The organism is Nocardia sp. CA-119907, assembly GCF_050955995.1.
GTDB lineage: Bacteria > Actinomycetota > Actinomycetes > Mycobacteriales > Mycobacteriaceae > Nocardia.
In genome coordinates, this window is sequence record NZ_CP192091.1 from 4,438,275 (window position 1) to 4,461,290 (window position 23,016).

The following is a 23,016-nucleotide window of genomic DNA, read 5'->3' on the forward strand; positions in this document are numbered from 1 at the left end:
TAGACAGGGAGGACCGTCGCCTAATCCGGAGGTCAGCCGTGCCCGACCAGCTCGAAGATCTGCCCTATGCGCGTTTCCTGAAGCCGCTGGAGGGGGCGCTCGAGCCCGAAGGTGACTACGACTGTGTGCATGTCACCGGTGCCGATATGGAGGACGTCGAAGCGGGCAACGGACGTTTCAACGAAACCGTCTTCACCTCGCTCGCGATCAATCGCGGCAGCCTGCGCTTCGCCCGGTTCACCGATGTCTGGCAGCGCAATGTGCGCTGGGTCGGCACCGACCTGTCCGACACGTCCTGGCAGGACGTCGAACTGATCGCCGGTGCGCTCTCCGGTGTCGATGCCGGCGGTGCGACCTTGCGTCGGGTGCGGTTCGAGGGTTGCAAATTCGACTCGGTGAACTTCCGCAGAGCCAAACTGCGCGAGGTGCAATTCGTCGATTGCGTCCTGCGGCACACCGATTTCGGTGAAGCCGAACTGACCAAACTGAGCTTCCGCGGCACCACCGTCGAGGGCCTGCTGATCAACCGCGCTCGACTGCAACAGGTCGACCTGCGCGGCGCCGCGCACCTCAATATCGCCGAGGGCTTGGACGCGCTGCGCGGCGCGACCATCACCCCGCTCCAGTTGCTCGATCTGGCACCCGAATTCGCCCGATCGATCGGCATTACCGTCCGCGATTAGTGCTGCCTGCGGTGCGGCACGAACTCCAAGGTGAGCAGCGCCGCGGCCGCCAGCAGCACCTCGCGCCAGCGGATCAGCACGAACCGTTGATCCGACATCGAACGGAACTTGCGCAAGAACCGGTACAGCGACTCCAGCCGGATCAGCGGATCACCCAGATGCGCGAGCACATAGATCAGCTTCCCGGTTTGTGAGCGCTCCTTCTCGGCGAACAGCTCGGGAAACGGTGCGAACGCCAATGAGATCCGCTCGATCCCCTGTTCACGGGCATGGTCGACGAGATCGATGATCATCCGCTCGTCCAGTCCGTTCGGGGCGTCCTTGCGCCGCCACGGCACATCCAGGCTGAGTTCGCGCCCGCGCCCGGAGACGCCGTAGCGCTGGAAGCCCGCGACGCGGCCGTCCGCATCCCTGGCGAGCACCAGCAGCATGCCCGGATTCCGACCGTCGAGCAGGTGGTCGAGGATCATCGAGAAGCCGCGATTCTGCCGACCGGTCTTCCACGAATCGACAATGTCGAGCAGTTCGGCCCGCAGCGGTTCGGTCAGGTCGGCCTCGCTGATCACCTGGGTGGTCACCCCGAAATTGCGGGTGCGACTCACGGCTTGGCGCAGGTTGCGGAAGGTCCGCCCGACCATCGCGAACGTGCCCACATCGATGACCACATCGCGTCCGACCGGTATCGCGCGCAACCCACGATGCTCGATCGCCCGATGTCGCCACAGCTCCGCCAGATCCGGGCTGGCGCCGAGCACCGCGATCCGCCAGCCATGATTCGCCGCGAACTCGGAAAAATCCGAGAGCAGTCCCGGGAAAGCGTCCCGATCGCCGATCGGATCCCCGGCGACGACCGCGATACCGAAGCGGGCCCGATAGCCGATCGCCGCTGTCGAATTCGCATTGAAGTAATAGGACTTCGACGAATGCAGCGCGAATGGGGCGAGCGGATCGCGCGCGGTCCGTCCGACCAGCTCGGCGACGCGGTAAAACTGCTCGGGCTGCGGCCGACTTGCCTGCGGCAGCATCAGAATGAATCCGGTTGCGGCCAGGAAGGCGAACCCGAAGCCGGGATGTGAGGCGCGATAGGCGGCATTGGCGGCCGCGAGGACGAAGACCCCGATGGTGAAATGCGGCAGAGTGATCGGGCGGCGCAGATGCAGCCCGCGGACCACGAAGAGGCCGGCGATGGAGACGGCGATGAACCAGCCGTGGTCCTGTCCGGGCGTGGCGCGACCAGCCTCGTAGACCAGTACGACGCTCATCAGCAGCAGTGCGATGGAAATGATCGGCCGCGCGGCGGGTGTGGTGGTGATCGAGGCATCGCGATACACCGCCAGTGTCGAACTGCGCGCTGTTGTTTCCCGTCCGTCAGCCACGTCGGTACCCCCCTAGGCTGATCGACGCGCTGCGTCTGAACAGGTTCCCCATGTGGTCCTCCCGATGATCCTGTACACGTAACTGTATGCGGAACATGGGATGAGGGCTCGAACATTCCTGGCGCATCCGGAGCACCGGGCGGCGATGGCGTTCGCTCGGCTACCGCATCGGGCCGTCGGGCGGAACAAGTTGTTGCGCCGTGACCCGATGGATGTTGCGGTGCAGCACGGATAACGACCGGATCGCGGGTGGCCCAGCCACGACAAATGTTCAGGCCGATACCATCACGACCGGTCCGACAGCTCCGACGACGAGGCGATGAGTGGACATGGGACCTACTTCGGCGGGCGGCCTGTGCGCCGCCGATAGTCAACAGCTACCGTTCGGCTAGTCACGTATCAATCACGTTGTGCGATTCGGCGCAGTCAGGCGGGGAAAGTTCGTCTGAGACGGTGGTCAGGATCTATAGACAACAGTGTTCATAATTGTCTATCGTCTTGTTCCATGACGAAGTTCGACGGCAAGAGCTGCCTGATCACCGGCGCGGCCAGCGGGCTGGGGCGCAGTACGGCGCTGGCGGTGGCCGCCAAGGGGGCGTCGGTGATCCTGACCGATATCGATGATATCGGTTTGCAGCGTACTGCCGACGATGTGCGCGCGACCGGCGGTGTCGTGCATCTCGCCGAGCGTGCCGATGTCAGCGATTACGACGCGGTGGTCGCCTTGGCCGCGAAGGCGCATGCCGAGGTCGACAGCGTTGACATCGTGATGAATGTGGCGGGTATTGCCACTTGGGGCACGGTCGATCGGCTCACGCACAAACAGTGGCGGCGCACCATCGATATCGATCTGATGGGGCCCATCCATGTGATCGAGGAGTTCGTGCCGCCGATGATCGAGGCCGGTCGCGGCGGGCATCTGGTGAATGTGGCCTCGGCCGCCGGACTTTTCGGGCTGCCTTGGCATGCGCCCTACAGTGCGGGCAAATTCGGCTTGCGCGGAGTTTCGGAGGTGCTGCGCTTCGATCTGCGTCAGCACCGTATCGGCGTCAGCCTGGTTTGCCCGGGTGCGATGGCGACACCGATGGTGGACAGCGCGGACATCGCGGGTATCGACCGGCAGGCAGCGGCGGTGCAGAAGGGGGTCGCGCTGTTCATGCGGCACGCGGTTACCCCTGAGCAGGCCGCCCGATCGGTGGTCTGCGGGGTCGAGCGCGATCGGTACATGGTCTTCACCTCGCCCGATATCCGCGTCGGCTATCTCGCGCAGCGCTACTTCCCGCCGTCCTACCACCTCGCCATGCGCGGGCTGAACTGGGCGATGAGCCGCTATATCGACAAGGAACCCGTGCCGAACAAGGTCTGACGAACGGGATCCACCCATAGCCGAGCCGCAGCCCGCGATCGATGCCGGGATTTTCTATGTATCCATCAGCGCGATTGGTAGTCGACGGACGGACTCGGGTCCGTGCTCGGGCGCGGCCTGCAGTTCGGGCGCGGCGGCGGCCAGCAATGCGTCGCGTTCGCGGTTCAACGGAGGATAGATACGCCGGGTGTTGATGGCGCGCTTGGTGTCTTTGGCCTCCTCGCCGCACGCGACCACTCGACGGTCCCAGCCCTCGGTATACACCGCGCCCGCCGGTCCCAGATCGAGAACCGTTACATACCAAGGGATCCGCAACGGCTTCATGGGCTCGCCCAGAAGATCGCCGATGACGTTGTATCCGGCCCATCGGCCCATTGGGCGGCTGTGCTGGCAGGACATCACCGACATATGCTCGTCGTCCATTTTTGCGGCGGCCACGTCACCGGCGGCGAATACCCCGGGCACACCGCAGACCCGCAGATAATCGTCGACGGGGAGTCGACCCAGCCGGTCACGGTCGACCCCGAAGTCTGCGGTCAGCGGGTTGGCCCGCATGCCGGCACACCAGACGACGGTGGCGGCGGCGAGCACTTCACCCGAGGAGAGTGTTACGCGGCGCTCGTCGATGGCGACGACCCCGACGCCCACCTTGGTCTCGATCCCGGTGTAGGCCAGCGCCGCCTCGATGACCGGTCGCGCCGATGCGCCCATATCCGAGCCGACGAACGGGTTGCGGTCGATCAGGATGACCCGCGGTGCGGCGGCACACGTGGCAAAGGCGTCGGCGAGCATTGCGGGCAGCTCAGTCGCCGCTTCGATCCCCGTCAAACCTGCCCCGACGACGACCACTGTCGCGGCCACCGGGTCAGCGGGGCCCTCGGCAAGCCGGCGCAGGTGGGCTTGCAGTCTGGTCGCCGCGTCATGGGTGTCGATGTCGAAACCGAACTCCCGCAGGCCAGGAATATCGGGCTTGACCACCTGGCTGCCCACCGCGAGCACCAGCCGGTCGTAGCCGTGAGTGCCCGCGGTGGATTCCACGACCCGCGCCAGCGCATCGATCGCCGTCACTTCGCCGATGATGTGTTCGATTCCGACCGGATCGAGAAGAGCGCTGAGCGGGATCCGTGATGTGCTCAGATCGGCCTCGTAGTCGCGCACGCGGATGTCGTGGTACGGCGTGGAACTGATCATCGCGACATCGACGGTTCCGACCGCCACACCGAGCTCGTCGAGCCGCCGAGCCGCCGCGAGCGCCGCCCACAGACCCGCAAACCCGGACCCGAGAACCACCACACGCGAAGGATCGGTCACTGCAGCGCGCTGCACATCGTCATTTTAATACTCCAGCCGGACTTCATGATCGTTGATGCTGCTGGTCGGGCACTGGAAGTGGAGCGGCCACCGTGCGATCATGTTGTGTTTGTTTGGGACACAACTGAATTGGCGGTGGCCATGTTCGACAGCGCGTTGTCGTTGACCGGTGGCAGGAACAGTTCGATGAGTCCAGCGGCATGATCGGGGCTCGGTTCGGGCGGGTGGAGAGGACGCTGGTCGGGATGATGTCGGAGCTGCCGACCAAGAACTGGGGGTTCCCGTAGTAGATGGCAACCTTTACAGTTCTGGCCTGCGGAAACCTGCTCCGGGCGAAGGTGTCTCGTGAACAGACGTTTGCTTTGCTCGGCACGAGGGCTATGCCGTGTGAGAAGGTGAGGTTTCACTCGTGAATTCGGTTCTGCCGATACCGGTTACGAGTGCCGTAGAGATCCGGATGGAGGAGGGGCTTGATGGAAGCGGCGTTCGATGTGGCTGGGCTGGTCGGGCATCGCTATCGCGCGGACGACTTTTACGAGGTGGGGCGCGAGAAGATCCGCGAGTACGCGCGAGCAGTGCAGGATTTCCACCCGGCGCACTGGAGTGAGGACGCTGCCGGTGAGCTCGGATATGCCGGTCTGATCGCACCGACCACGTTCATCTCCACCGCGGCGATGTTGGCCAACCGCAGGCTCCTCGAGACCGTCATGACCGGCTACGACATGTTCGTGCAGACCGATCAGGTTTTCGAAATGTACAAGCCGATACTCACCGGCGACCAGTTGGTCAGCGATGTCGAACTGGCCTCGGTGCGCCGCATCGCTGGCAAGGACCTGCTCACCATCACCAACACCTTCATCGACCAGACCGGTGACATCGTGCAAGTCATGCACACCACCGTCGTCGGCATCACCAGCGAGGACGTCAGCGCCGACATCAGCGACACGATCGGGCGCGTCATCATGAGCGGACTCGAGGTGACCTCCCGGACTGCGGTTGCGGCAGCCGACGGACTATCGGTAGCGAATCCGGATCCGGACAACGCCCCACGCCTGTCCCAGATCTCACGCACACGTGTTCCGCGCACCGCAACCAGATTCGACGATATCGCCGTCGGTGACGAGCTTCCCGCTCGAACCATGCGCCTGACGCGCGGCGATCTGGTGAACTATGCCGGAGTCTCCGGGGATGCGAACCCTATCCACTGGCACGACGAAGTCGCTGCGCTGGCGGGGCTGCCGGATGTGATCGCCCACGGCATGCTCACGATGGGCTTGGGGGCGGGATTCGTCACCGGATGGCTCGGTGACCCGGGCGCGATGATCAGGTACGCGGTCCGACTGTCGAACTACACGGTCATCGAAACCACCTCCGCTGGAAGTGTCGAGTTCACCGGGCGCATCAAGTCGGTCGACGCTGCGAGCAAGACCGCTGTCGTCGTCATCGTCGCGAAGTCCGCCGGACGCAAGGTTTTCGGCCTCGCCACCGCGGATGTCCGCCTCGCATAGTCTCCTGCGCGCCGGTTTCGGGGCCGTTAGCGGTCCCTCGTCACGCTTGGAGAGGTCGGCGGTCAGAACAGGGTGTCGCGAACCCGCAGCCGGCGATATTCGGTCGGGCCGAGCCGGGCGAGTTCGGCGTCGATGTCGACCTCGGTCAACGGCGACTTCACCAGGTCGCCGTCCTCGTCGAGACGGACCGGGCCGTCGCCCTCGGCCAGCACAGTCTCCAGCTCGCCGAGAGCGTCGTGCAGCGTCGGTGGCGAGGGCCAGTGCCCGAGCCGGATCAGCGGATTTGCCGACCAGGCGGCAGAATTCGGCGCGTTGGGGCACCCACTGTTCGGGCGTGAGCAGGTATGCGGCAGGGCTTCTTCGACAGGTCATCCGCGACAACCTCGACATCGGCCGCCGCGACCAGGTCAGCCCGCCCCGGCAGTCTGGTCGTCGACGACCTCAGCTGGGTCGCCCGCACCTACAACAAGCCAAGCCGCACAACAGGTTTCGTCACATGATCGACCATCACACCAACAGGCCACAGACTTGACTCGAAAATCGGGCTTCGCCCGACCAAGACCGCTAGCTCAGCGTCTTCAGTGTTGCCGCGTCGTACGGCTTCAGCTCGTCGATCCGCCCCCCTAGGACCTTGGACGCCCACTCCGGGTCCTGGAGCAGGGCGCGGCCGACGGCGACCAGGTCGAACTCGTCGCGCTCCAGGCGATCGAGGAGGTTGTCGAGGCTGCCGAGCTCGGCGCCCTCGCCCGTGAACGCACGGATGAAGTCGCCGTCGAGGCCGACCGAACCGACGGTGATGGTGGGCCTGCCGGTGAGCTTCTTGGTCCAGCCGGCCAAGTTCAGATCCGAGCCATCGAACTCCGGGAGCCAGTAGCGGCGGGTGGAGGCGTGGAAGGCGTCGACGCCGGCCGCGGCGAGCGGGGCCAGGATCGCCTCCAGCTCCTGCGGGGTCTCGGCGAGCCGCGCGTCGTAGGCGTCCTGCTTCCACTGCGAGTAGCGGAAGATCACCGGGAAGCCGGGCGAGACGGCCGCCCGGACCGCGGCCACGATCTCGGCCGCGAACGTCGTACGAGCCACGGGGTCGCCGCCGTAGGCATCGGTACGGCGGTTCGTCCGCGCCCACAGGAACTGGTCGAGGAGATATCCGTGGGCACCGTGCAGTTCGACGCCGTCGAAGCCGATGCGCTCGGCGGCCGCGGCGGCCTCGGCGAAGGCGCCGATGACGTCGTCCAGGTCACGCCGGACCATCGCCTTGCCAGTGCCCTCGGTGCCGTCGACGCGGATACCGGAGGGTCCGACGGCGGGAGCGTCGGCGTAGGGCGCGTCGCCCTGCTTGCGCACCATGCCGATGTGCCACAGCTGCGGCACGATCGTGCCGCCCGCCGCGTGCACGGCCTCGGCGACCTTCGCCCACCCCGCCAACTGCTCCTCACCGTGGAACCGCGGCACACGATCACTCTGCCCGGCCGACTCGTGGCCGACGTAGGTCCCTTCGGTGACGATCAGGCCCACACCGGCGGCGGCGCGGCGGGCGTAGTACGACCGCACGTCGCCACCGGGAACGCCGCCAGGGGAGAACATGCGCGTCATCGGCGCCATCACGATGCGGTTCGGGACGGTCAGGCCGTTCAGCGCGACGGGCCGGGAGAGGATCTCGGCCGCGCGGGAGGCGGGGGACGCAGTGACGGTCACGGGACACTCCTCGTAGCTACTTGACAACTCGATGCTTGAGAACTTCAAGCAATGCGAAGACGGTAGAGGTAGATATTTGAGATAGTCAAGTTTCAGTGGATAGGGTGGCTCTCATGACAGAAGCTCCCCGCGCCGACACGGCCCAGCTCATGGAGCTGCTCTCGGTGTCGCTCGGCGCCTACTACGGCGACTTCACAGTCGCGGCGGCGAGCGAGAACCTTACCGCGAGCCAGGGCAAGGCGCTGACCGTGCTGCGCCGGGGACCCGCTGCGATGAGCGCCCTGGCCGAGACCATGACCTGCGACGCTTCCAACGTGACCGGGATCATCAACCGGCTGGAGAAGCGCGGCCTCGTGCGCCGCGAGGCCAGCGCATCCGACCGGCGCGTCAAGAATCTCGTCCTCACGGCCGAGGGCGAGCGTGTCACCGATGCGATCCGCGCGAAGATGCGCGCCACGCAAGATGGCCTGAACAGGCTCAGCGACCAGGACCGGGACCGCCTGTACGCCCTGCTGAAACAAGTTTTCGTCTCCCGGCTCGCCGTCTGACCGGGTTCGACTCTCACCACAGCCACCCGAGGGCGCGACGGTCGTCTGCGCCGACGAGTTGGTACTGCGATCGACCACGGCACGAAGACCGCTTCGCCATCCGAATCATGCGGTCGGGCGGATCATTTGCAGGACGCGAAGTGCTGGACGTAGAGACCTGCCTGGTCCGGTGCCGTGCCGGGTTGGGCAAGGCCGTAGACCGCGCCGGGACCCAGGAGGGTGGCGTCTTTATTGAGGATGTTGTCCCGGTGGTGGTCGCTGTGCATCCATTTGTCGACGATGACGCGGGCAGTGGATTGATTGCCGGTACCCCAGGCAGTGTTTTCGGCCCAGAACACCAAAGTCCTTCCGGGGGCGCAGGGTTGGGCGGCGCCGATGCGCTTGCCGATCTGGATCGGGGCCTCCTGTTCGTCGTCGGCGGAGGTGCGGGGGGACTCGGGATGGATGTGCCACTTCACGGTTTCCGCACGGGTGGATCCGGTCCACCAGTTGAGGCGATCCGCCTCGGCACCGTACTTTTCGGCGGAATCGACGAGCTGCATATTCCATTCGAGTGCGGGCAGACCGCGCTGGGTGCGTTCGAAGTTCGTCAGGCACAGGACCGCTTTCTCGATCTCGTGGCGGTAGGCGAGGTCGGGGAACAGGACGCGCAGCCGGTTGCGCGATCCCGAGTTGTCGGTCGGTGCCTTGTCCGGTGGGAGAACCGGATCGTCGGCGTGCGCGCAGTTGGCGGTCGGTGCCGCGGCTGCGGGGGACGGGTGTGTCACGGGCAGGGCTGCGATCGTCAGGCCCGCGATGGTGGCCAGCACGGCTGCGGCGGGGCGGCGCATCGGGTGTGTTGTCGGGGTCATGCCCATGAGATTCGTGGCCGCGGCCAATGAAACTCCAACGGCGAACCAATGAAGTCGGAAAACCGCGGCGCGGAGTGCTAAGCTCCGAAAACTACGACAGCTCAGCGTGATCGGGTGAGGGAGAATGCTGAGACCATTGTTGCCGGATGATCCGACGGCTATCGGTCCCTTCGTGTTGCACGGACGTCTCGGCGCGGGCGGAATGGGCGTCGTTTTTCAGGGGTTCGGACCGGACGGCAGCGTTGTCGCGATAAAGATGCCGCATGTGGAATTGGCGCGGGATCCGGAATTCCGGGCCAGATTCCGGCAGGAGGTCACCGCCGCCCAGCGTGTGCACGGGCGCCGCATCGCGGAGGTGGTGGCTGCCGATATCAATGCCGAGCGCCCCTGGCTGGCGAATTCCTTCGTATCGGGGGAATCGATGGCTCAGGCGATTCGGGAGCACGGCGCGATGTCGCCCGCACAGCTCTACGATTTCGCCAGCGGCCTCGCCGAGGCGCTCGACTGCATCCACGGTGCGGAGGTCATCCATCGGGACCTGAAGCCGGACAACATAATTCTGTCCTGGGACGGCCCGCGGGTCATCGATTTCGGTATCGCCCGAATCACCGACGCCACCCGCCTCACCGAGCCGGGCCGCATCATCGGAACGCTGGCCTGGATGCCGCCGGAAATGCTCGGCAATCGCGAGGTCGGCCCGCCCGCCGACATCTTCGCCTGGGGCGCGCTGGTCGCCTTCGCGGCAACCGGTCGGCCACCATTCCGAGCCGACACCCAGGCGGCGGTGATTGCACGGATAATTCGGGACGATCCCGATCTGACCGGTGTGCCGGGTCGCTACCGACGCATGGTCATTGCCGCCATGGACAAGGATCCCGACGCCAGACCGACGGCCCCCGAGCTGGTGAATTTCCTTGCGGCACAAGCCAGAGACGAGCAGAGCGGGCGGCGAAAGACGGTGATCGCGCCCTCGGGCGGCGAGGTCGAGGTGTCCGAGTCCGCCGAAGTCACGCTTCCCGAGCCGGACCGAGCTGCCATGCCCGAGTCGGAGGACCAGCCCGTCTCCGTGCCCGACGACAACGCCTTCTCGGAGACCGATGAAGTCTGGGTGGCCCCCGACGAACCGCATCTGTCGTCCGCCGACCCGCAACCCCGTCACAATACCTTGCTACCGACCCCTGCGGTTTCGCGCAACGATGTCGTCACCCCGCAACGCCAGCCCATCGGCGCGACGGTGCCGCCCACAGCGGCCGCCGCGGCCGATCCGTTCGCCCGCACCTGGGTCGTCGTGGCAACTATTGTGTTGTCGCTGTTCGGATACGGATTATTGTTCGGCCCCATCGCGATCGTGCGCGGTATCCGCGAACGGGTCTATGCGCGACGGGCATTCGTCGCCCCGCCATTGTCGGCCGCGCGATGGCTGCGGTTCGGCTGGATTTCCCTCGCCATATCGATAGCCGTGATCGCGGTGGCACTCACGGCCAGATGATTCGTCCGGACCGGATCGCCGATATCAGTTCTGCGATTCGGTCTCCTGGTCGAAGGTGATACTCGTCAGCTCACCCGGCAGATACCGCTCACCGCGATTCACCACGAAGAATTGACATCCCGCCGACATTCGACCGGTAGCGGGTTGAACATTCGGGGCGCCAGGGCTCGGAAAAATCTGCGCGTTCGCACCTTTCGGGCCCCACGGCCGGTAGGTCACCGGCAACTCCGAACCTTGTTGCGCACCGAATTCCAGAGACGCGATTCCGCTGAGCCAGATGATTTCTCCGGTGGTCAATGTGAATCCCGCGCCGTCGGTGGTGCAGTACCGCAGCGAATTCGGATCGAAGGTGATCCGTCGGTTGGTGCGCAGGGTGATGGTCCCGCTGGGAATCCGTCCCGCCCGTACCGTAACCGGACGCGGTGCGCTCGGCTCCTGCGGCCGCTCCTCGACGGCCCTCGTCGCGGAGGAGGAACATCCGACCGTGCCGAAACCCACCAGTGCCGCGACGATGAGCGACAAGCGGCGTCGTGATGTCATACCCAGCTCCTACTTCAGGGCCAGCAGCTGTCGCCGCAGCACGCGAATGGTCGATGCGATGGCGACGACGGCGATGATGACCAGCACCGCCGCGGCCGTCTCGACATGTCGCAGATCATGGGTCCAGATCAAATCTTTGAACGGATTCGTCGCGGGATCGGGCACCGTTAGGCCGATATCGGACCCCAACCCGGCCGACGCCCAGCGTGACGGCGCGGCATAGGCGAACATCCGCAGCACCGCACCGGGCCGACCCTCGAACGGCGGCGCGAGCCCGGTCATCACCACCTGCAATGCCAGCACACCCATGAGCACGAAAACCGCCTGCCGCAACGATTTCGAACAAGCCGACACCAACAGTCCGAGTGCCATCGCGGCCAGCGGCAGCGTGATCGCGAAGAGCAGCAGACCGTAGGGCTGGGGCAGCACCGGGTCCGCGGGCCCGGACTTGACGCGCAGGTATCCGATCATCGATGCCACGCCCAACAGGAGCGCCAGTGGAGCGCAGGTGATCGCACGCGCCAGCACCACCGAGGTTGCCGAAATACCCCAGCGCGCTTCGCGTTCGATGACGACGCGATCGTCGACAATGGCGGCGAAGGACTGCGCCATCGAGAAGAAGGTGAGACAGACGATCAAGGCGATCATGACCGAACTCATCGCCCGCGGATCACCGCCGAGGCCATGGTCGGAAGCGGCCGTGGCGAGCAATGTGGTCAAGGCGATACCCGCCGCCGAACCAAATGCGAGAGTGCGGAATCCATTGCGCTGTCGGGCCCATTCCCGTCCGATGAGGCGCGGCAGATGCCGATGCACGGATCCGCGCATCGGAGCGGTCACCGCCCCGTCGGCCGGTTCCGGGGTCGATGGTGTCGACGGCTGCCCGGCCTGCCGGTCGGCGCGCAACCGATCCATCACCTCGGCATAGCTGTCGACCTCGAAGGCGCCCAGCAATTCCCGGGGCGATCCGAAGAATCCGAGGCGCCCGCGCCCGGTTACCGCGAGCACCTTGTCGGCGCAGTCGACATTGACCATCGAATGCGTGACAACGATTACCGCACAACCGGTTTCGGCAACCACCCGCAACCGCTGCATCATCGCGCGGTCCAAGCCCTCGTCGAGTCCGGAGGTCGGTTCGTCGAGCACGAGCAGTTGCGGATCGCTGAGCAGTTCCATTGCGGTCGAGACGCGCTTGCGCTGCCCGCCGGACAGTGTGTCGATCCGCTTGTGCACCTCACCGCCCAGCTCCATCTCGGCGATCACGGTATCGACCCGCGCCGCACGCTCGGCCCGGCTGGTATCACTGGCCGTGCGCAGACCCGCCACCCACAGCAGGGCATCGCGCACCGCGAGGTCGCCATACATGGCGGGCTGCTGCGGCACGAACGAAACCAGATGGCTGGCCTGCATGCGGGAGGCGACCAGGTCGACCCGACCCAGCCGCAACGATCCGGCGGCGAGCGCGACCTCACCCACCAGCCCCGCACACATGGTGGACTTCCCTGCCCCCGACGGGCCGATCACGGCCAATACCTCACCGCGCCCCAGTTCGAAAGTCAGGTCGCGCAAGGTGGGTTCGGTGCGCCCCTGGTAGCGCAGGCTGACCCCATCGAACCGCAACAGCGGCTCGCGCGCGATCACGGCGACGGGTACCAGCGTGAGTTGAGCGGGGCCCGATACCTCAAAAGTGTGGTGCGCCACCATGAATTGCTCGCCCACTCGCAGCCGGGCGTGCAATACGGGTTTGCCGTCGACGAACGGTCGCGCGTTGGTGGCGAGTCCGCGCACTTCGACAGCGCGGCCGGTCCAACGCACCGTCGCATGCCGATGCGCCAAATCCAAACCGGACAAGGCGATTTCGGCGGTCCCACCCTCGCGTCCGATCACCAGTGGCCGATCGCTCGGCACCGACCAGGATCCGGGCGGGGTAGGCGGTGTTACTTGTTGTCGCGGTGTGGGATGGGGTTGCGGGGGTGTGCTGTGGGCGGCGGGCGATGCGTGTGCGGGCTCATCGATGATCGTCGGGTCGGCTACGGCGCGCGCTTTCGGACGCGCGGCCGGCGGCGGAGTCGACTGTGCGCGTTGACGTCGTGGCGGGGTCTGCCTCGCCGCTGCGCCCGGTGACCGCGCAGGCACCGCCGGATCGACCCGCCCGGGGTCTGCCACATGTTCGGCACCCGCGGTTGGTGGGCCAGCAGACGGCGGGGTCGGCCGCTTTCGCGGAGGGGTTCGCGACGCGCGCGGGTCAACGGTGTGTCCGGCGCCCGCGGCTGGTCCAGAGGGCGGGGTCGCGTGCTGTTGCGGTGGGGTTCGCGACGCGCGCGGGTCGACCGTCGGATCCGGTCCACGACCCGACGCACCGACAACTGTCGGCGGCGTGACGCTTCCGTTGCCGTCCGCGCTCGCGACGACAATGCGGAAAGTCCGCCCGCGCACCGCGATACGAAGTTCGTGCGCGCCCGAATCCTCGACCGCCATCCAAGTACGCGTCGCGATCGGTGCATTGTCGAGGGTCGCCTCGATCACCGGATCGACGGCTCGGATGGCCCACCCGTTGACGTACCGGAAGCGAAGCCACTGTCCGGCTGGGCCCTGGTCACTGATCGAGATATCGGCGCCGGGGCCGGAGCCGAGGGAATGTGTGCGTCCGGAGATCCGGTGGCGGGTCGCTCCGATGGTGAGCAGGAGTGCGGGTTCGGGTACCGGCATCGGTCGTTCCTGATCAGGCGAGCGCGATGATGACGGTGAGCACCACAAGGACCGCCGCGATCCACGCGACCACCACCAAGGGCGAAATGCTGTGGGACGGTGTGCTGCTCGGCGCGATCGCGGCGGCGGTGAATTCGGCGAAGTGCGCGGCGCGAGTGTGTTCGTTCCACGGTTCACGCAGCGCGAAGTCCGTGCGCCGGTACACCCGGCCGTCGGGCCGCACCACCGACTGCCAGGCCAGTGCGAGCGCACGGAGGTCGGCGGAGGTCAGATCGGGCTGGGGGGCGGTGAGCAGCCGGTCGATCTTCTGGAAGTCCCCGGTGGGCAGCAATTGGACGTATTGGCGGTAGTCCAGCTGATTCGCGGCCAGATTCTCGGCGAGGCAGCGGATCATCAGCAGGGCGAATTTGAACATGTCGGTGGTCGCGGTGAACTGCTGTACCGGATACGGCGGCCGCCAGGGCAGCGGGTCCAGTCGCGGCGTCGCCCCGCGGCCCGCGATGACGAACGAATCGCAGTCCAAAAAGTAGTTGTGCGCCGAAACGACGCCATCGACCGGGCGGGCGTCGGTGGTCAGGATGTTGTTGGGCTGCAGGTCCCCGACGACAATGTCGTTGTCGTGCAGGAACTGCAGGTCCACCAGCAACTGGCCGAGCCGGGCGATCTTGTGCGGGAAATCGAAGTAGGTGTGGCCACGCTTCTGTGCGTCCGGCACCCGCACCGCGACCCGGGTGAACGCGCGCGGCTGCGGCCCGCCATTGGTATCGAAGAAGAACTCGCGCGGCGCCAACGGCATGAGAATGCCTACGACAGTGTGGTTTTCGACAACCACCGCATGCGGCCAGGCGCACAGTTCCAGCAGTCGTTTGCGGTCGTCCTGATCCAGCCGATGCGGCCAACCCACCAATTCGCGCAGCACCGCTGGCTGCAATTGGCGAACCGTATCCCGGTCATAGCGTTTGAACGCGACCGACACCTGATCCGGTGTCGTGCACCGCCATACCTGCGCGGAGCCGCCCTCGCCCAATGGGAAGTCACCCATGATGCGCAGCTCGTCAACCCGGTATTCCGTGCGACCGTCCGCCGACCACCCCGGCATTGTCATTGCCCCCACCTACCGTATTTCCCGTGCGGACCCACGTCCGCGTGTCGGCCAGGCCGCGACGATGGTGCGATCGTCGTGTAGGCCCGGAAGGTCGAATCCGACGAGCTGACCGAAAACGTGTTCGGCCGGGCGTGGCCCGGCGATCTGCGGCAGCAGCGTGGCGAACTGTTCGGGCACCAGCCGGATCGCATCGGCCATACCGTCGCTGGCCAGTACCACCATCAGATTCGCTGGCACGAAGGTGAGCCCGGCGATCACCCGGTCGGCGTCGCGCGGTAGCGAGGGCGTGACATTGCTGATCATCCCGTGCTTGGTCGCGTGCTGGGTCAGCCATTTGGTCGCACCGGAATCCAGATCGACCAGCAGCAGATCGCAATCACCGACGGTGGCCCAGGCCAGCGGGTAGCCGTCCGCCGACACCGGCCCCAGTGCGGCAAAGGCCAAGGTGCACGCCGGGATCGACGTGCGTTTGCTATTGCCCGAACCGTGCGGGCTGCGATAGTCGAGCTCCGCGGCCAGTTCGTCGACGGCGCCCGCGTCGAGTTGTGCGGCGACCTTCGCGGTGATCTCCGCGGCCAGCGGCTCCCAGGTGGAGGGATAGCCGATGCGGTCGAGCGAGCCCGCGTATCGGTGCAGCAGCGTCAGGCAGGCGCGGGTCGCGCGCTGTGCGGCGGCGTGAGAATTGGCGGCCGAACCGAGGCCGTCCGCGACCGCCAGATACACCCAGCCGCGATCCGGATCGCCGCCGATGGCGTAGGCGTCCTCGCGGGTGTGCCCGTCCTTGGCATGCGAAAGTCCCACCTGCGTCGCGGCGTAGACGTCGTAACGGCCGCTGCGGCCGCGGTCGACCGCGAGTCCGCTCACACCCGAGGTGGTCAATGCGGGGAGTTCGACCGGACGGGCGGCCTCGACTCGGTCGGTGAGCTCGTGGCGTTCGGATCCGCGGCGTTCGGGCGCGCGACGATCGATGACCGGTGGCGCCGGCGTGGTTGCCCGATTCGGCCCCACGAGTACCACCGCCGCTCCGGTCGCCGCAGCGGCGAGCAGGCACATCAGAGTCGTTGGCAACCACCACAACCACGACCGCTTCGGCGCGGGACCGGCGATCGAGACCAGCAGCACATCACCGTTGTTGCCGAAGGGTCGGGCGTTGACCTCCTGGCCATCGATATCGTGTAGCGACAACGGATCCGACCCTTGCTTGGGCAACTGGCTGCCCTTGGCCAAGGTGATGGACAGGCCCGAAATCAGCGCACAGGTGTCGCCGGACCTATTGACCAGTTGCGCGCGCACCGGCGACTTCGCCGGGCCGACAGCGGTTTCCGGCCCGCTCGGCGGCACTTGCGGGCAGCCCGCGACATCGGCAGCCACCCGGTCGGCGACGTCCGCCGTGGTCCAGCTGTCGTGCCCACTGTCGGCCAGTAGCTGCACGATGATCGACAGCAGCGTGCCCAGCACGGCGATCCCGGCCACGACCAGGATGGGTCGGCGGCGAAAGGTATTCGGCGTCATGGATATTCAGTCCAGTTCCCGCATGCCGAGGGGCGTGCGGAACAGGAACCGCCCCTGGCCGACACTGCTGCTGATCGAGAACTTGATGCTGTTGATGATGGCGCGCAACAGATCACCCGGCGCCACACTGCCCTCGGCGACACATGCGACACCGACCGGATTGCGGGACCGCAGCTGTCGCACCGTCTCCTCCCGCACATCGCCGATGCCCAGGGCCACCACCACCGGACGGAACGGATGGCCGGGCGCTTCCAGCCCGGCCCGCACCGGAACCCAGACCTCTTCGGGCTGGAATTGACCGCGCACCTGCGGATTTCCGTCGGTGAGAAAGAAGATCACCGGGGTGTAGGTGTCCAGGCGGGCGCTGGTGAAGCGCTTGTGGTCGGCGCGCAATTGCCGGTCCAGATAACGGAATACGTCCGCGTAATCGGTCGCGCCCTGACGCGGCAGCGCGGGAATGGAGGGGTCGATGCGCAGCGGGGTCAGCGGCAGTACCGCGACCGCGGAATCACCGAAGGCGACGACCGAAAGATGTGCGGTGTCATAGGTGGTCGGATCCTCCTCCAGCACATTGAGCATATCCGGGAGCGCCTGTTCCACCGTCTCCAATGGGGTGATCTTCTGGTCGGTCCACGCGGGATCCCACATCGACCGGGATACGTCGCAGACGACATAGAACGGGAACACCCGGCTGGCGCTCACTCCCGCCTGGGTGAGTTTGAAACGAGTATCCTCACGCATTCCTGGCTCCGTTTAGTTGGAAACTTCTGCGCGGCACGTCATTCCGCGAGCGGTGGACTGTTGATCGGCGACGACCTTGCCGTCGACGGTGATCTTGCAGTGGGCCGCACCGGTGGGGTCGGGCGCGCCCTCGACGTAGACGACGAAACCACCGGTCCTGTTGCTGACCAGGGTGTGCGAGTAGGGCAGTGTCGTACTTCCCGCGCCGAGGTAGCTGCTCGAGCCGTCACCCCAGCTGAGGTCACGGACCTTGCCACTGCCGGTCACATCGAAGACGATGGTGTGCTTCGTCGGCGTATCCGTCGGTTTCACGCCGGTCGGCCCAGTACTGCCCTTGCCGGTGCCTCCCGTAGATCCGGTGTCACCGCCGCCATTGCCGCCGGTCTGGCCCGGGTTCGAAGCCTGATCGGTATGCGGCATATGGATATCGAGATTCGACCTGCCGATCACGAGGACGACGGCGACCGCCGCGACCACCGCGAGAACGGCGGTGAGTAGGTACTTCACTGGATTCACTTTCCTGCGCGCCAAGCCCGATGGACGGGACGTGGAATCAGCGTCCGGCAAATCCGGTGCGGAAACATCACCGCCGTATCACTGAGTGACACGTTCAGCGAAATTGGCTGTGTGCGCATTGATTACGGTCGCGTCGGGGTGCGACGCTGAAAGGTTGGGATAGGGGTGCGTTGGGGGTCGGTACCGAGCACTCGTCGGTACGCTTTCGCCGCCCCCTGACATTCGCGGCATCGGCCAATGAAAATCCAACGGGCGTCCAACGCGATGCCGGTTTGACAGGGGCGGCGGCACGGTCGCACACTCATCGCTACCGCGCATGATTCTTCGCGCGGCCATTACCGAATTCCCAGAAGGTCGACATGATGTGTCGCCGCTGCACTCCGCTCGCCTCGGCGGTGCGCCATGCCCGATGACCGCACCGTGGTCGGGCGTGCCGTCGCTATTATCGAGGCGGTCGCCGATTCCCACGATCCGGTCGGACTGGCTGCCCTGACCCGGCGCACCGGCATTCCGAAACCCACCGTCCGCCGGATCGCCAACGATCTGGCCCGCCGTGGCATGCTCGAGCTGACCCCGGAGGGCTATCGAGCGGGCACCTTGCTGATCTACCACGGTCTGCGAGCGGCCCAGCAGTACGGCTTCGTCGTCACCGCACAGCCCTATATTCAGGACCTCTATCTGCGCACGCGCGGCGAAATCGTCTGGTGTGCAACCGTGTACGGCGGCGAGCTGACCCTCAACGGCTCGGCGTTCGGCCGCAACTACGCCACGGTGATGAAGCGACAGAACTGGCCGAGCCTGGCCTCATTCGGGCCGAGCATGGTCCTCACCGCCGCGGGTCGGCTGCAGATCGCCGCACATGAGGAACAGGCCGAGCAGATCCTTGCCACCGGATGGGCGCCGCTGACCCAGTATTCGGTCACCGATCCGCGCAAGCTCCGGGCGCTGCTCGATGAGGCCCGCGACACCGGTTTCGCACATGAGCGCGAGCAAACAGCGGTGGGCTGGAGTTGCGTAGCCTCGGCGGTGCGCGACGCATCGGGCGCTTTTATCGGCGCTATCGGGGTGACCGGCCGCAGCGCGGCACTCGAGCAGCGCAGTCTGCACACCGGATTGGTGCGCTCGGTGGAATCACTGCAGCGCGAACTGCACGCCGACCGGTCGGCGGGCCAGTCGCTCGGCAAACCGGCCAAGTCCTTCGGCGACATCTTCAGCCAATACCCGCGGTGGACACCGAATCTCGCGCCCTTGCTCGACGTGGCCTCGGATTCGGCACCGTAGCTTCCGAACTCGGTGCCCTCACTGCATTGGGCGGCAAACCCGAATTCCCTGCCGTACTATCGCGATCAGAACACCGGCTGGGAGACGAAGGGGGACGGTGTTGGAGATTCGCCTGCCGGCGACCATGCGCAACGGGGGTGCGTGGTTACGGCGCTTCGCCGGGACGACTCCAGGCGCGATCGGCATCGTGGCCGTCGTGTCCGTGGTGTTCTGTCTGCTCGCCGGATCGACCTCGGCTGATCAGTTGAGCGGCAAGATCGCTCGACGCGACGTGCTGCTCGAGCACACCGAACCGCTGGCCTACGCGGCACAGACGCTGTACGTCGCGCTCTCGGCCGCGGACGCTTCGGCGGCTACGGCGTTCCTGTCCGGCGGCATCGAATCACCGCAGGTGCGCTGGCAATACCAGCGGGCGCTCGCCGATGCGGCCGCCGCGCTCGCCGAGGCCACGACGGGTGCCGCCGATCTGCAGACAAAAGCGATCGTCGCGCAGATCGCCGCTGACCTACCCGCCTACACCGGCCTGGTCGAAGCCGCGCGGGCGAACAACCGGCAGGGCTTCCCGGTCGGCTCGTCCTATCTGCACGAGGCGTCGCTGGTGATGCAGAACTCGTTGCTGCCCAATGCCGAAAGGCTGAGCAAGGACCGTCTGGCGGCGGTGCGCCACGATCAACACGACATCGGCGCGCTGCCGTGGACGAGCATCGTGCTGTTGGTACTGGTGCTGATCAGTTGTGGTGGCGGCACTCTGGTGTTGCTGCGCCGCACCAATCGCCGGATGAATATGGGTCTCGCGGTGGCCGCGGGTGTCGCCGCTATGGCGCTGTTGTGGATTGTCGGCGCGACGAGCATCGCCTCGGCCGCACTCGATACCGGCAGCTCTGGTGCGACCAGTCGCTTCGAGACCCTGGCTCAGGCCAGGATCCTGGCCCAGCAGGCGCGCACCGATGAAACACTGGCGTTGATCACCCGCGGCGATATCACCGGCAGTGAAACCGATTTCCGCAAGCACACCACCGAGCTGTCCGATCGCCTTGCGACCGCGACCGGATCCGATTCCGAGGCTTCGCGCAGCCTGTTGGGCTGGACCGCCGGACACGCCGAACAGCGTGAGGCCTACGAGTCGGCGAACTATCCGGCGGCCGTCGCGCAGGCCATCGGCACCGACGCGGAGAGCTCTGCGTCGCGGTTCGCGCAGTTGGATGCGATGTTGCGCGACAACCTCGGTCAGCAGCGCCAGGAGTTGCGCGACGGGGTCGACTCGGCGGGTGCGGCATTGATACTCAGCCCTGCGGGGATGCTGGTGCTAATGGTGTTCGCGGCGGCCGCGGTCGTCACGGGGCTGTGGCCGCGGCTGAAGGAGTTCTTGTGAGGCAGCGAGTCCCGGTGCGGCGGCGAGGTTTCGCGCGGGCGCGACTGATACTGGCCGCGACCCTGGTCGGTACGAGCGCGTTGATGACCGCGTGCGGTTCCGGCACTCAGGTGCCCGAAAATACGAGCGTGGCCGCGGTCGAGCCGAGGCCCGACCTCATCGAGATGACGACACCGCCGCAGTCCGAGACCAGCGGCAATTGCGGCGACCCCGAGCTCACCCTGCGTCCCGGTCCGCTGCCGAGTCCGGGTGCGATGCCGTCGGGTTCACCGATGGCGGCCATTGCCGCCAATGGCAAATTGCGGGTCGGCGTCGATCAGAACACCTATCTGTTCGGCTTCCGCAATCCCACCACTGGTCAGCTCGAGGGCTTCGACATCGATATCGCGCGGGAGATCGCCAAGGCGCTGTTCGGCGATCCGGACAAGATCGAATTGCGTTCGGTCACCGCCGCCGAGCGGATTCCGGCGCTGCAGAACAAGCAGGTCGACCTGATCGTGCGCACGTTCTCGGCAACCTGCGAGCGACGGCGCGACGTCGACTTCTCCGGTGTGTACTACCGTGCGACCCAACGCATTCTCGTCGCGCGCAACTCGGGTATCCGCTCCGGCGCGGATCTGGGCGGCAAACGGGTGTGTGTCACGCGCGGGACCACTTCGCCGGGACCGCTGTTCAGCCTGCCCAAGCGGCCGACCGTCCTCGGCGCATCCAATTGGACCGACTGCCTGGCCGCATTGCAGCAGGGCCACGTGGACGCGATCAGTGCCGACGATCCGATCCTGGTCGGGCTGGTGGCCCAGGATCGGAATCTGGAGATGGTCGGCGAGGTCATCGGCACCGGCGCCTACGCGGTCGGTATCGCACAGGGCAGTCCGGGGCTGGTGCGCTTCGTCAACGGCGTCCTCGAACGCATCCGTGCCGACGGCACCTGGCAGCAGATCTACAACGCCAGACTCAGCGCGCTCGGCCCCTCGCCGGGACCACCGGATCTCCGGTACAAGGAGTGAGACCGGCGACCATGCAACTACTCACACTCGCTGAGATAGATGGTGAATTGGCCACCCGTGCAACCGAATTCGATGCCATCACCGCCACCCTTCTGGAACTGGACCGACATCCGGGACAGACGTTGCTGCAGCGCTATCCGCCGACCGGACTCACCGAGCAGCGCTGGCAGCCGGTCCGGGCCGCACTCGCGCTCATGTGGGCGGACTACGGCCGCCTCGAGGGCATCCTGGACGCGGCGAAGCAGGTGCGCGGCACTCGTTCTCGGCTCGACGAGGGCGAACGTGCCGAACTCACCCGGCTCTTGCGCGGACGGCCCTACGAAGCCTCGCGCACGCCGATACCGATGGCGCAACGTTCACTCACCGGACCCGCGGAAGAGGTCCTGTTCGTCGGGCTCGCCGATACCGTTGATCGCATGCGGGCCACCTTCCCGAAGATCGCCGAATTCCTCGACGCGGTCGATGCGGTGAACACCCGGGTCATGTCGGGCCTGGCGCCACTGCAGGACATGGTGGACAGGGCGCGTGCCGCCGGAGGCGAGACGACCGAACTGGGCGCGATCGGCGACGGTATCGCCGCGCTGTTGAGCCGCTCGGCAACCGATCCGCTCGCACTGACGGTGTCGGAGATCGACGCACGCATCGCCGAGTTGTCGGGGGAGCTGCGGCGGGTGGCATCGCTGCTGGCCGAACTCGATGCGGTGGCCGCGGATTGGGCCGGGGCCATTGCCGAGACACGCAGGCGCTTGACGGTGCTGGGCGACACGCGGACCCGGGCAGCGGCGGCCAGGGCGCAGGTCGAAGCGAAGATCCTGGCGGGCCCGCTGCCGGTGCACACCGACGATTCCGCCGCACTCGGCGCGCAATTGGACGCGCTGGCGGCCAATCAGGCAGCAGCCGCGGACCTGGTGCGCCTGCGTGTCCGGATCGCCGACGCGACCGCCGGGGCGGCCGCCGCCGAAGAATTGGCCCAGGGACTGCTGGATCGACGCATCGAATTGCGCGGGCGGCTGGCCGCCTATCAGGCGAAGGCGGCTCGACTGGGTGTCAGCGAGGATCGAGACGTGCTGGCCGCCGGTCAGATAGCGACGGGCCTGCTCACCCGCAGGCCGTGTGATCTGGCGGCCGTCACCCGGGCGGTCGCCGACTTCCAGCAGATCATCGGGGAGAAATCGGGGCGGGGCAGATGACCTGTAATGAGCCGGGATGCGGCGGAACCATCGAAGACGGATACTGTGCGGTCTGCGGTACCGCACCCGCGGAGGCCACTACGGTCTCGGCGGAAGTTCCTGTGGTGCACAAGAATTCGAGCACGGGGCAAGTGTGCGCCGAGCCCGGATGCGGTGGAACCGTCGTTGACGGGTACTGCGATACATGCGGCGCCGCACCTGCCGCAGCGGCAGCGGAAA

General features: G+C 66.4%; 19 protein-coding genes and 1 pseudogene. 9 read left to right on the forward strand and 11 right to left on the reverse strand.

Going from position 1 to position 23,016, the window contains the following annotated elements:
* Nucleotides 1–38: 38 nt before the first annotated feature.
* Nucleotides 39–683, forward strand: a complete 645-nt coding sequence (locus ACQP2D_RS19440; protein WP_433685116.1) for a pentapeptide repeat-containing protein — start codon at nt 39–41, stop codon at nt 681–683.
* On the opposite strand, the gene ACQP2D_RS19445 is transcribed toward ACQP2D_RS19440, so the two are convergent.
* A complete protein-coding gene (locus tag ACQP2D_RS19445) occupies nt 680–2,059 on the reverse strand; it encodes a bifunctional lysylphosphatidylglycerol flippase/synthetase MprF (RefSeq protein WP_433685117.1) in 1,380 nt (459 codons plus the stop codon). The two genes, ACQP2D_RS19440 and ACQP2D_RS19445, sit on opposite strands and share 4 nt — an antisense overlap.
* A gap of 505 nt (nt 2,060–2,564) precedes the next feature.
* On the opposite strand from ACQP2D_RS19445, the gene ACQP2D_RS19450 reads away from it, so the two are divergent.
* Nucleotides 2,565–3,425: an SDR family oxidoreductase gene (locus ACQP2D_RS19450; RefSeq protein ID WP_433685118.1), complete on the forward strand. Its 861-nt coding sequence runs from the start codon at nt 2,565–2,567 to the stop codon at nt 3,423–3,425.
* A gap of 54 nt (nt 3,426–3,479) precedes the next feature.
* On the opposite strand, the gene ACQP2D_RS19455 is transcribed toward ACQP2D_RS19450, so the two are convergent.
* Nucleotides 3,480–4,736 (reverse strand): NAD(P)/FAD-dependent oxidoreductase, encoded by a 1,257-nt coding sequence (locus ACQP2D_RS19455; RefSeq protein ID WP_433685706.1) that lies wholly within the window; start codon nt 4,734–4,736, stop codon nt 3,480–3,482.
* Nucleotides 4,737–5,209: 473 nt separating this feature from the next.
* On the opposite strand from ACQP2D_RS19455, the gene ACQP2D_RS19460 reads away from it, so the two are divergent.
* Nucleotides 5,210–6,244, forward strand: coding sequence for a fused (3R)-hydroxyacyl-ACP dehydratase subunits HadA/HadB (locus ACQP2D_RS19460; protein WP_433685119.1), 1,035 nt, complete (start codon nt 5,210–5,212; stop codon nt 6,242–6,244).
* Nucleotides 6,245–6,354: 110 nt separating this feature from the next.
* Here the strand turns inward: ACQP2D_RS19460 and ACQP2D_RS19465 are convergent.
* Both ACQP2D_RS19465 and ACQP2D_RS19470 read right to left on the reverse strand, forming a co-directional pair.
* Nucleotides 6,355–6,598, reverse strand: a pseudogene (locus tag ACQP2D_RS19465) (hypothetical protein); the annotation flags it as partial.
* Between the two features lie 210 nt (nt 6,599–6,808).
* The gene (locus ACQP2D_RS19470) at nt 6,809–7,936 is read right to left on the reverse strand and encodes an NADH:flavin oxidoreductase (RefSeq protein WP_433685120.1); all 1,128 of its coding nucleotides are present in this window, start codon (nt 7,934–7,936) and stop codon (nt 6,809–6,811) included.
* A 113-nt stretch (nt 7,937–8,049) separates the two neighbouring features.
* Here ACQP2D_RS19470 and ACQP2D_RS19475 point away from each other — a divergent pair, with 113 nt between their 5' ends.
* Nucleotides 8,050–8,484 carry a MarR family winged helix-turn-helix transcriptional regulator gene (locus ACQP2D_RS19475; RefSeq protein ID WP_433685121.1) on the forward strand — a complete coding sequence of 145 codons (435 nt, stop codon included), beginning with the start codon at nt 8,050–8,052 and terminating at the stop codon, nt 8,482–8,484.
* A gap of 122 nt (nt 8,485–8,606) precedes the next feature.
* Here the strand turns inward: ACQP2D_RS19475 and ACQP2D_RS19480 are convergent, their stop codons facing one another.
* A complete protein-coding gene (locus ACQP2D_RS19480) occupies nt 8,607–9,335 on the reverse strand; it encodes a CAP domain-containing protein (protein WP_433685122.1) in 729 nt (242 codons plus the stop codon).
* Between the two features lie 124 nt (nt 9,336–9,459).
* Between ACQP2D_RS19480 and ACQP2D_RS19485 the strand changes: the two genes are divergently transcribed.
* Nucleotides 9,460–10,824, forward strand: coding sequence for a serine/threonine-protein kinase (locus tag ACQP2D_RS19485; protein WP_433685123.1), 1,365 nt, complete (start codon nt 9,460–9,462; stop codon nt 10,822–10,824).
* 24 nt (nt 10,825–10,848) lie between these two features.
* On the opposite strand, the gene ACQP2D_RS19490 is transcribed toward ACQP2D_RS19485, so the two are convergent.
* The 6 genes from ACQP2D_RS19490 to ACQP2D_RS19515 are packed head-to-tail and all read right to left on the reverse strand — an operon-like array spanning nt 10,849 to nt 17,938.
* A complete protein-coding gene (locus ACQP2D_RS19490; RefSeq protein WP_433685124.1) occupies nt 10,849–11,364 on the reverse strand; it encodes a hypothetical protein in 516 nt (171 codons plus the stop codon).
* Between the two features lie 9 nt (nt 11,365–11,373).
* Nucleotides 11,374–14,073 carry an ATP-binding cassette domain-containing protein gene (locus tag ACQP2D_RS19495; RefSeq protein WP_433685125.1) on the reverse strand — a complete coding sequence of 900 codons (2,700 nt, stop codon included), beginning with the start codon at nt 14,071–14,073 and terminating at the stop codon, nt 11,374–11,376.
* Between the two features lie 13 nt (nt 14,074–14,086).
* Nucleotides 14,087–15,178: a hypothetical protein gene (locus ACQP2D_RS19500; RefSeq protein WP_433685126.1), complete on the reverse strand. Its 1,092-nt coding sequence runs from the start codon at nt 15,176–15,178 to the stop codon at nt 14,087–14,089.
* Between the two features lie 9 nt (nt 15,179–15,187).
* Nucleotides 15,188–16,690, reverse strand: coding sequence for a protein phosphatase 2C domain-containing protein (locus ACQP2D_RS19505; protein WP_433685127.1), 1,503 nt, complete (start codon nt 16,688–16,690; stop codon nt 15,188–15,190).
* A gap of 6 nt (nt 16,691–16,696) precedes the next feature.
* Nucleotides 16,697–17,431, reverse strand: coding sequence for a vWA domain-containing protein (locus ACQP2D_RS19510; RefSeq protein WP_433685128.1), 735 nt, complete (start codon nt 17,429–17,431; stop codon nt 16,697–16,699).
* Nucleotides 17,432–17,443: 12 nt separating this feature from the next.
* On the reverse strand, nt 17,444–17,938 hold the full coding sequence (locus ACQP2D_RS19515) for a hypothetical protein (RefSeq protein ID WP_433685129.1): 495 nt from the start codon (nt 17,936–17,938) through the stop codon (nt 17,444–17,446).
* Between the two features lie 411 nt (nt 17,939–18,349).
* On the opposite strand from ACQP2D_RS19515, the gene ACQP2D_RS19520 reads away from it, so the two are divergent.
* The 4 genes from ACQP2D_RS19520 to ACQP2D_RS19535 all read left to right on the forward strand — a co-directional run bounded on the left by ACQP2D_RS19520 (nt 18,350) and on the right by ACQP2D_RS19535 (nt 22,797).
* The gene (locus ACQP2D_RS19520; RefSeq protein ID WP_433685130.1) at nt 18,350–19,228 is read left to right on the forward strand and encodes an IclR family transcriptional regulator; all 879 of its coding nucleotides are present in this window, start codon (nt 18,350–18,352) and stop codon (nt 19,226–19,228) included.
* 97 nt (nt 19,229–19,325) lie between these two features.
* The gene (locus ACQP2D_RS19525) at nt 19,326–20,600 is read left to right on the forward strand and encodes a hypothetical protein (protein ID WP_433685131.1); all 1,275 of its coding nucleotides are present in this window, start codon (nt 19,326–19,328) and stop codon (nt 20,598–20,600) included.
* On the forward strand, nt 20,597–21,607 hold the full coding sequence (locus ACQP2D_RS19530; protein WP_433685132.1) for a glutamate ABC transporter substrate-binding protein: 1,011 nt from the start codon (nt 20,597–20,599) through the stop codon (nt 21,605–21,607). The genes ACQP2D_RS19525 and ACQP2D_RS19530 overlap by 4 nt, the downstream gene beginning before the upstream one ends.
* Nucleotides 21,608–21,618: 11 nt before the next feature.
* Nucleotides 21,619–22,797 carry a hypothetical protein gene (locus ACQP2D_RS19535; RefSeq protein WP_433685133.1) on the forward strand — a complete coding sequence of 393 codons (1,179 nt, stop codon included), beginning with the start codon at nt 21,619–21,621 and terminating at the stop codon, nt 22,795–22,797.
* Nucleotides 22,798–23,016: the final 219 nt, after the last annotated feature.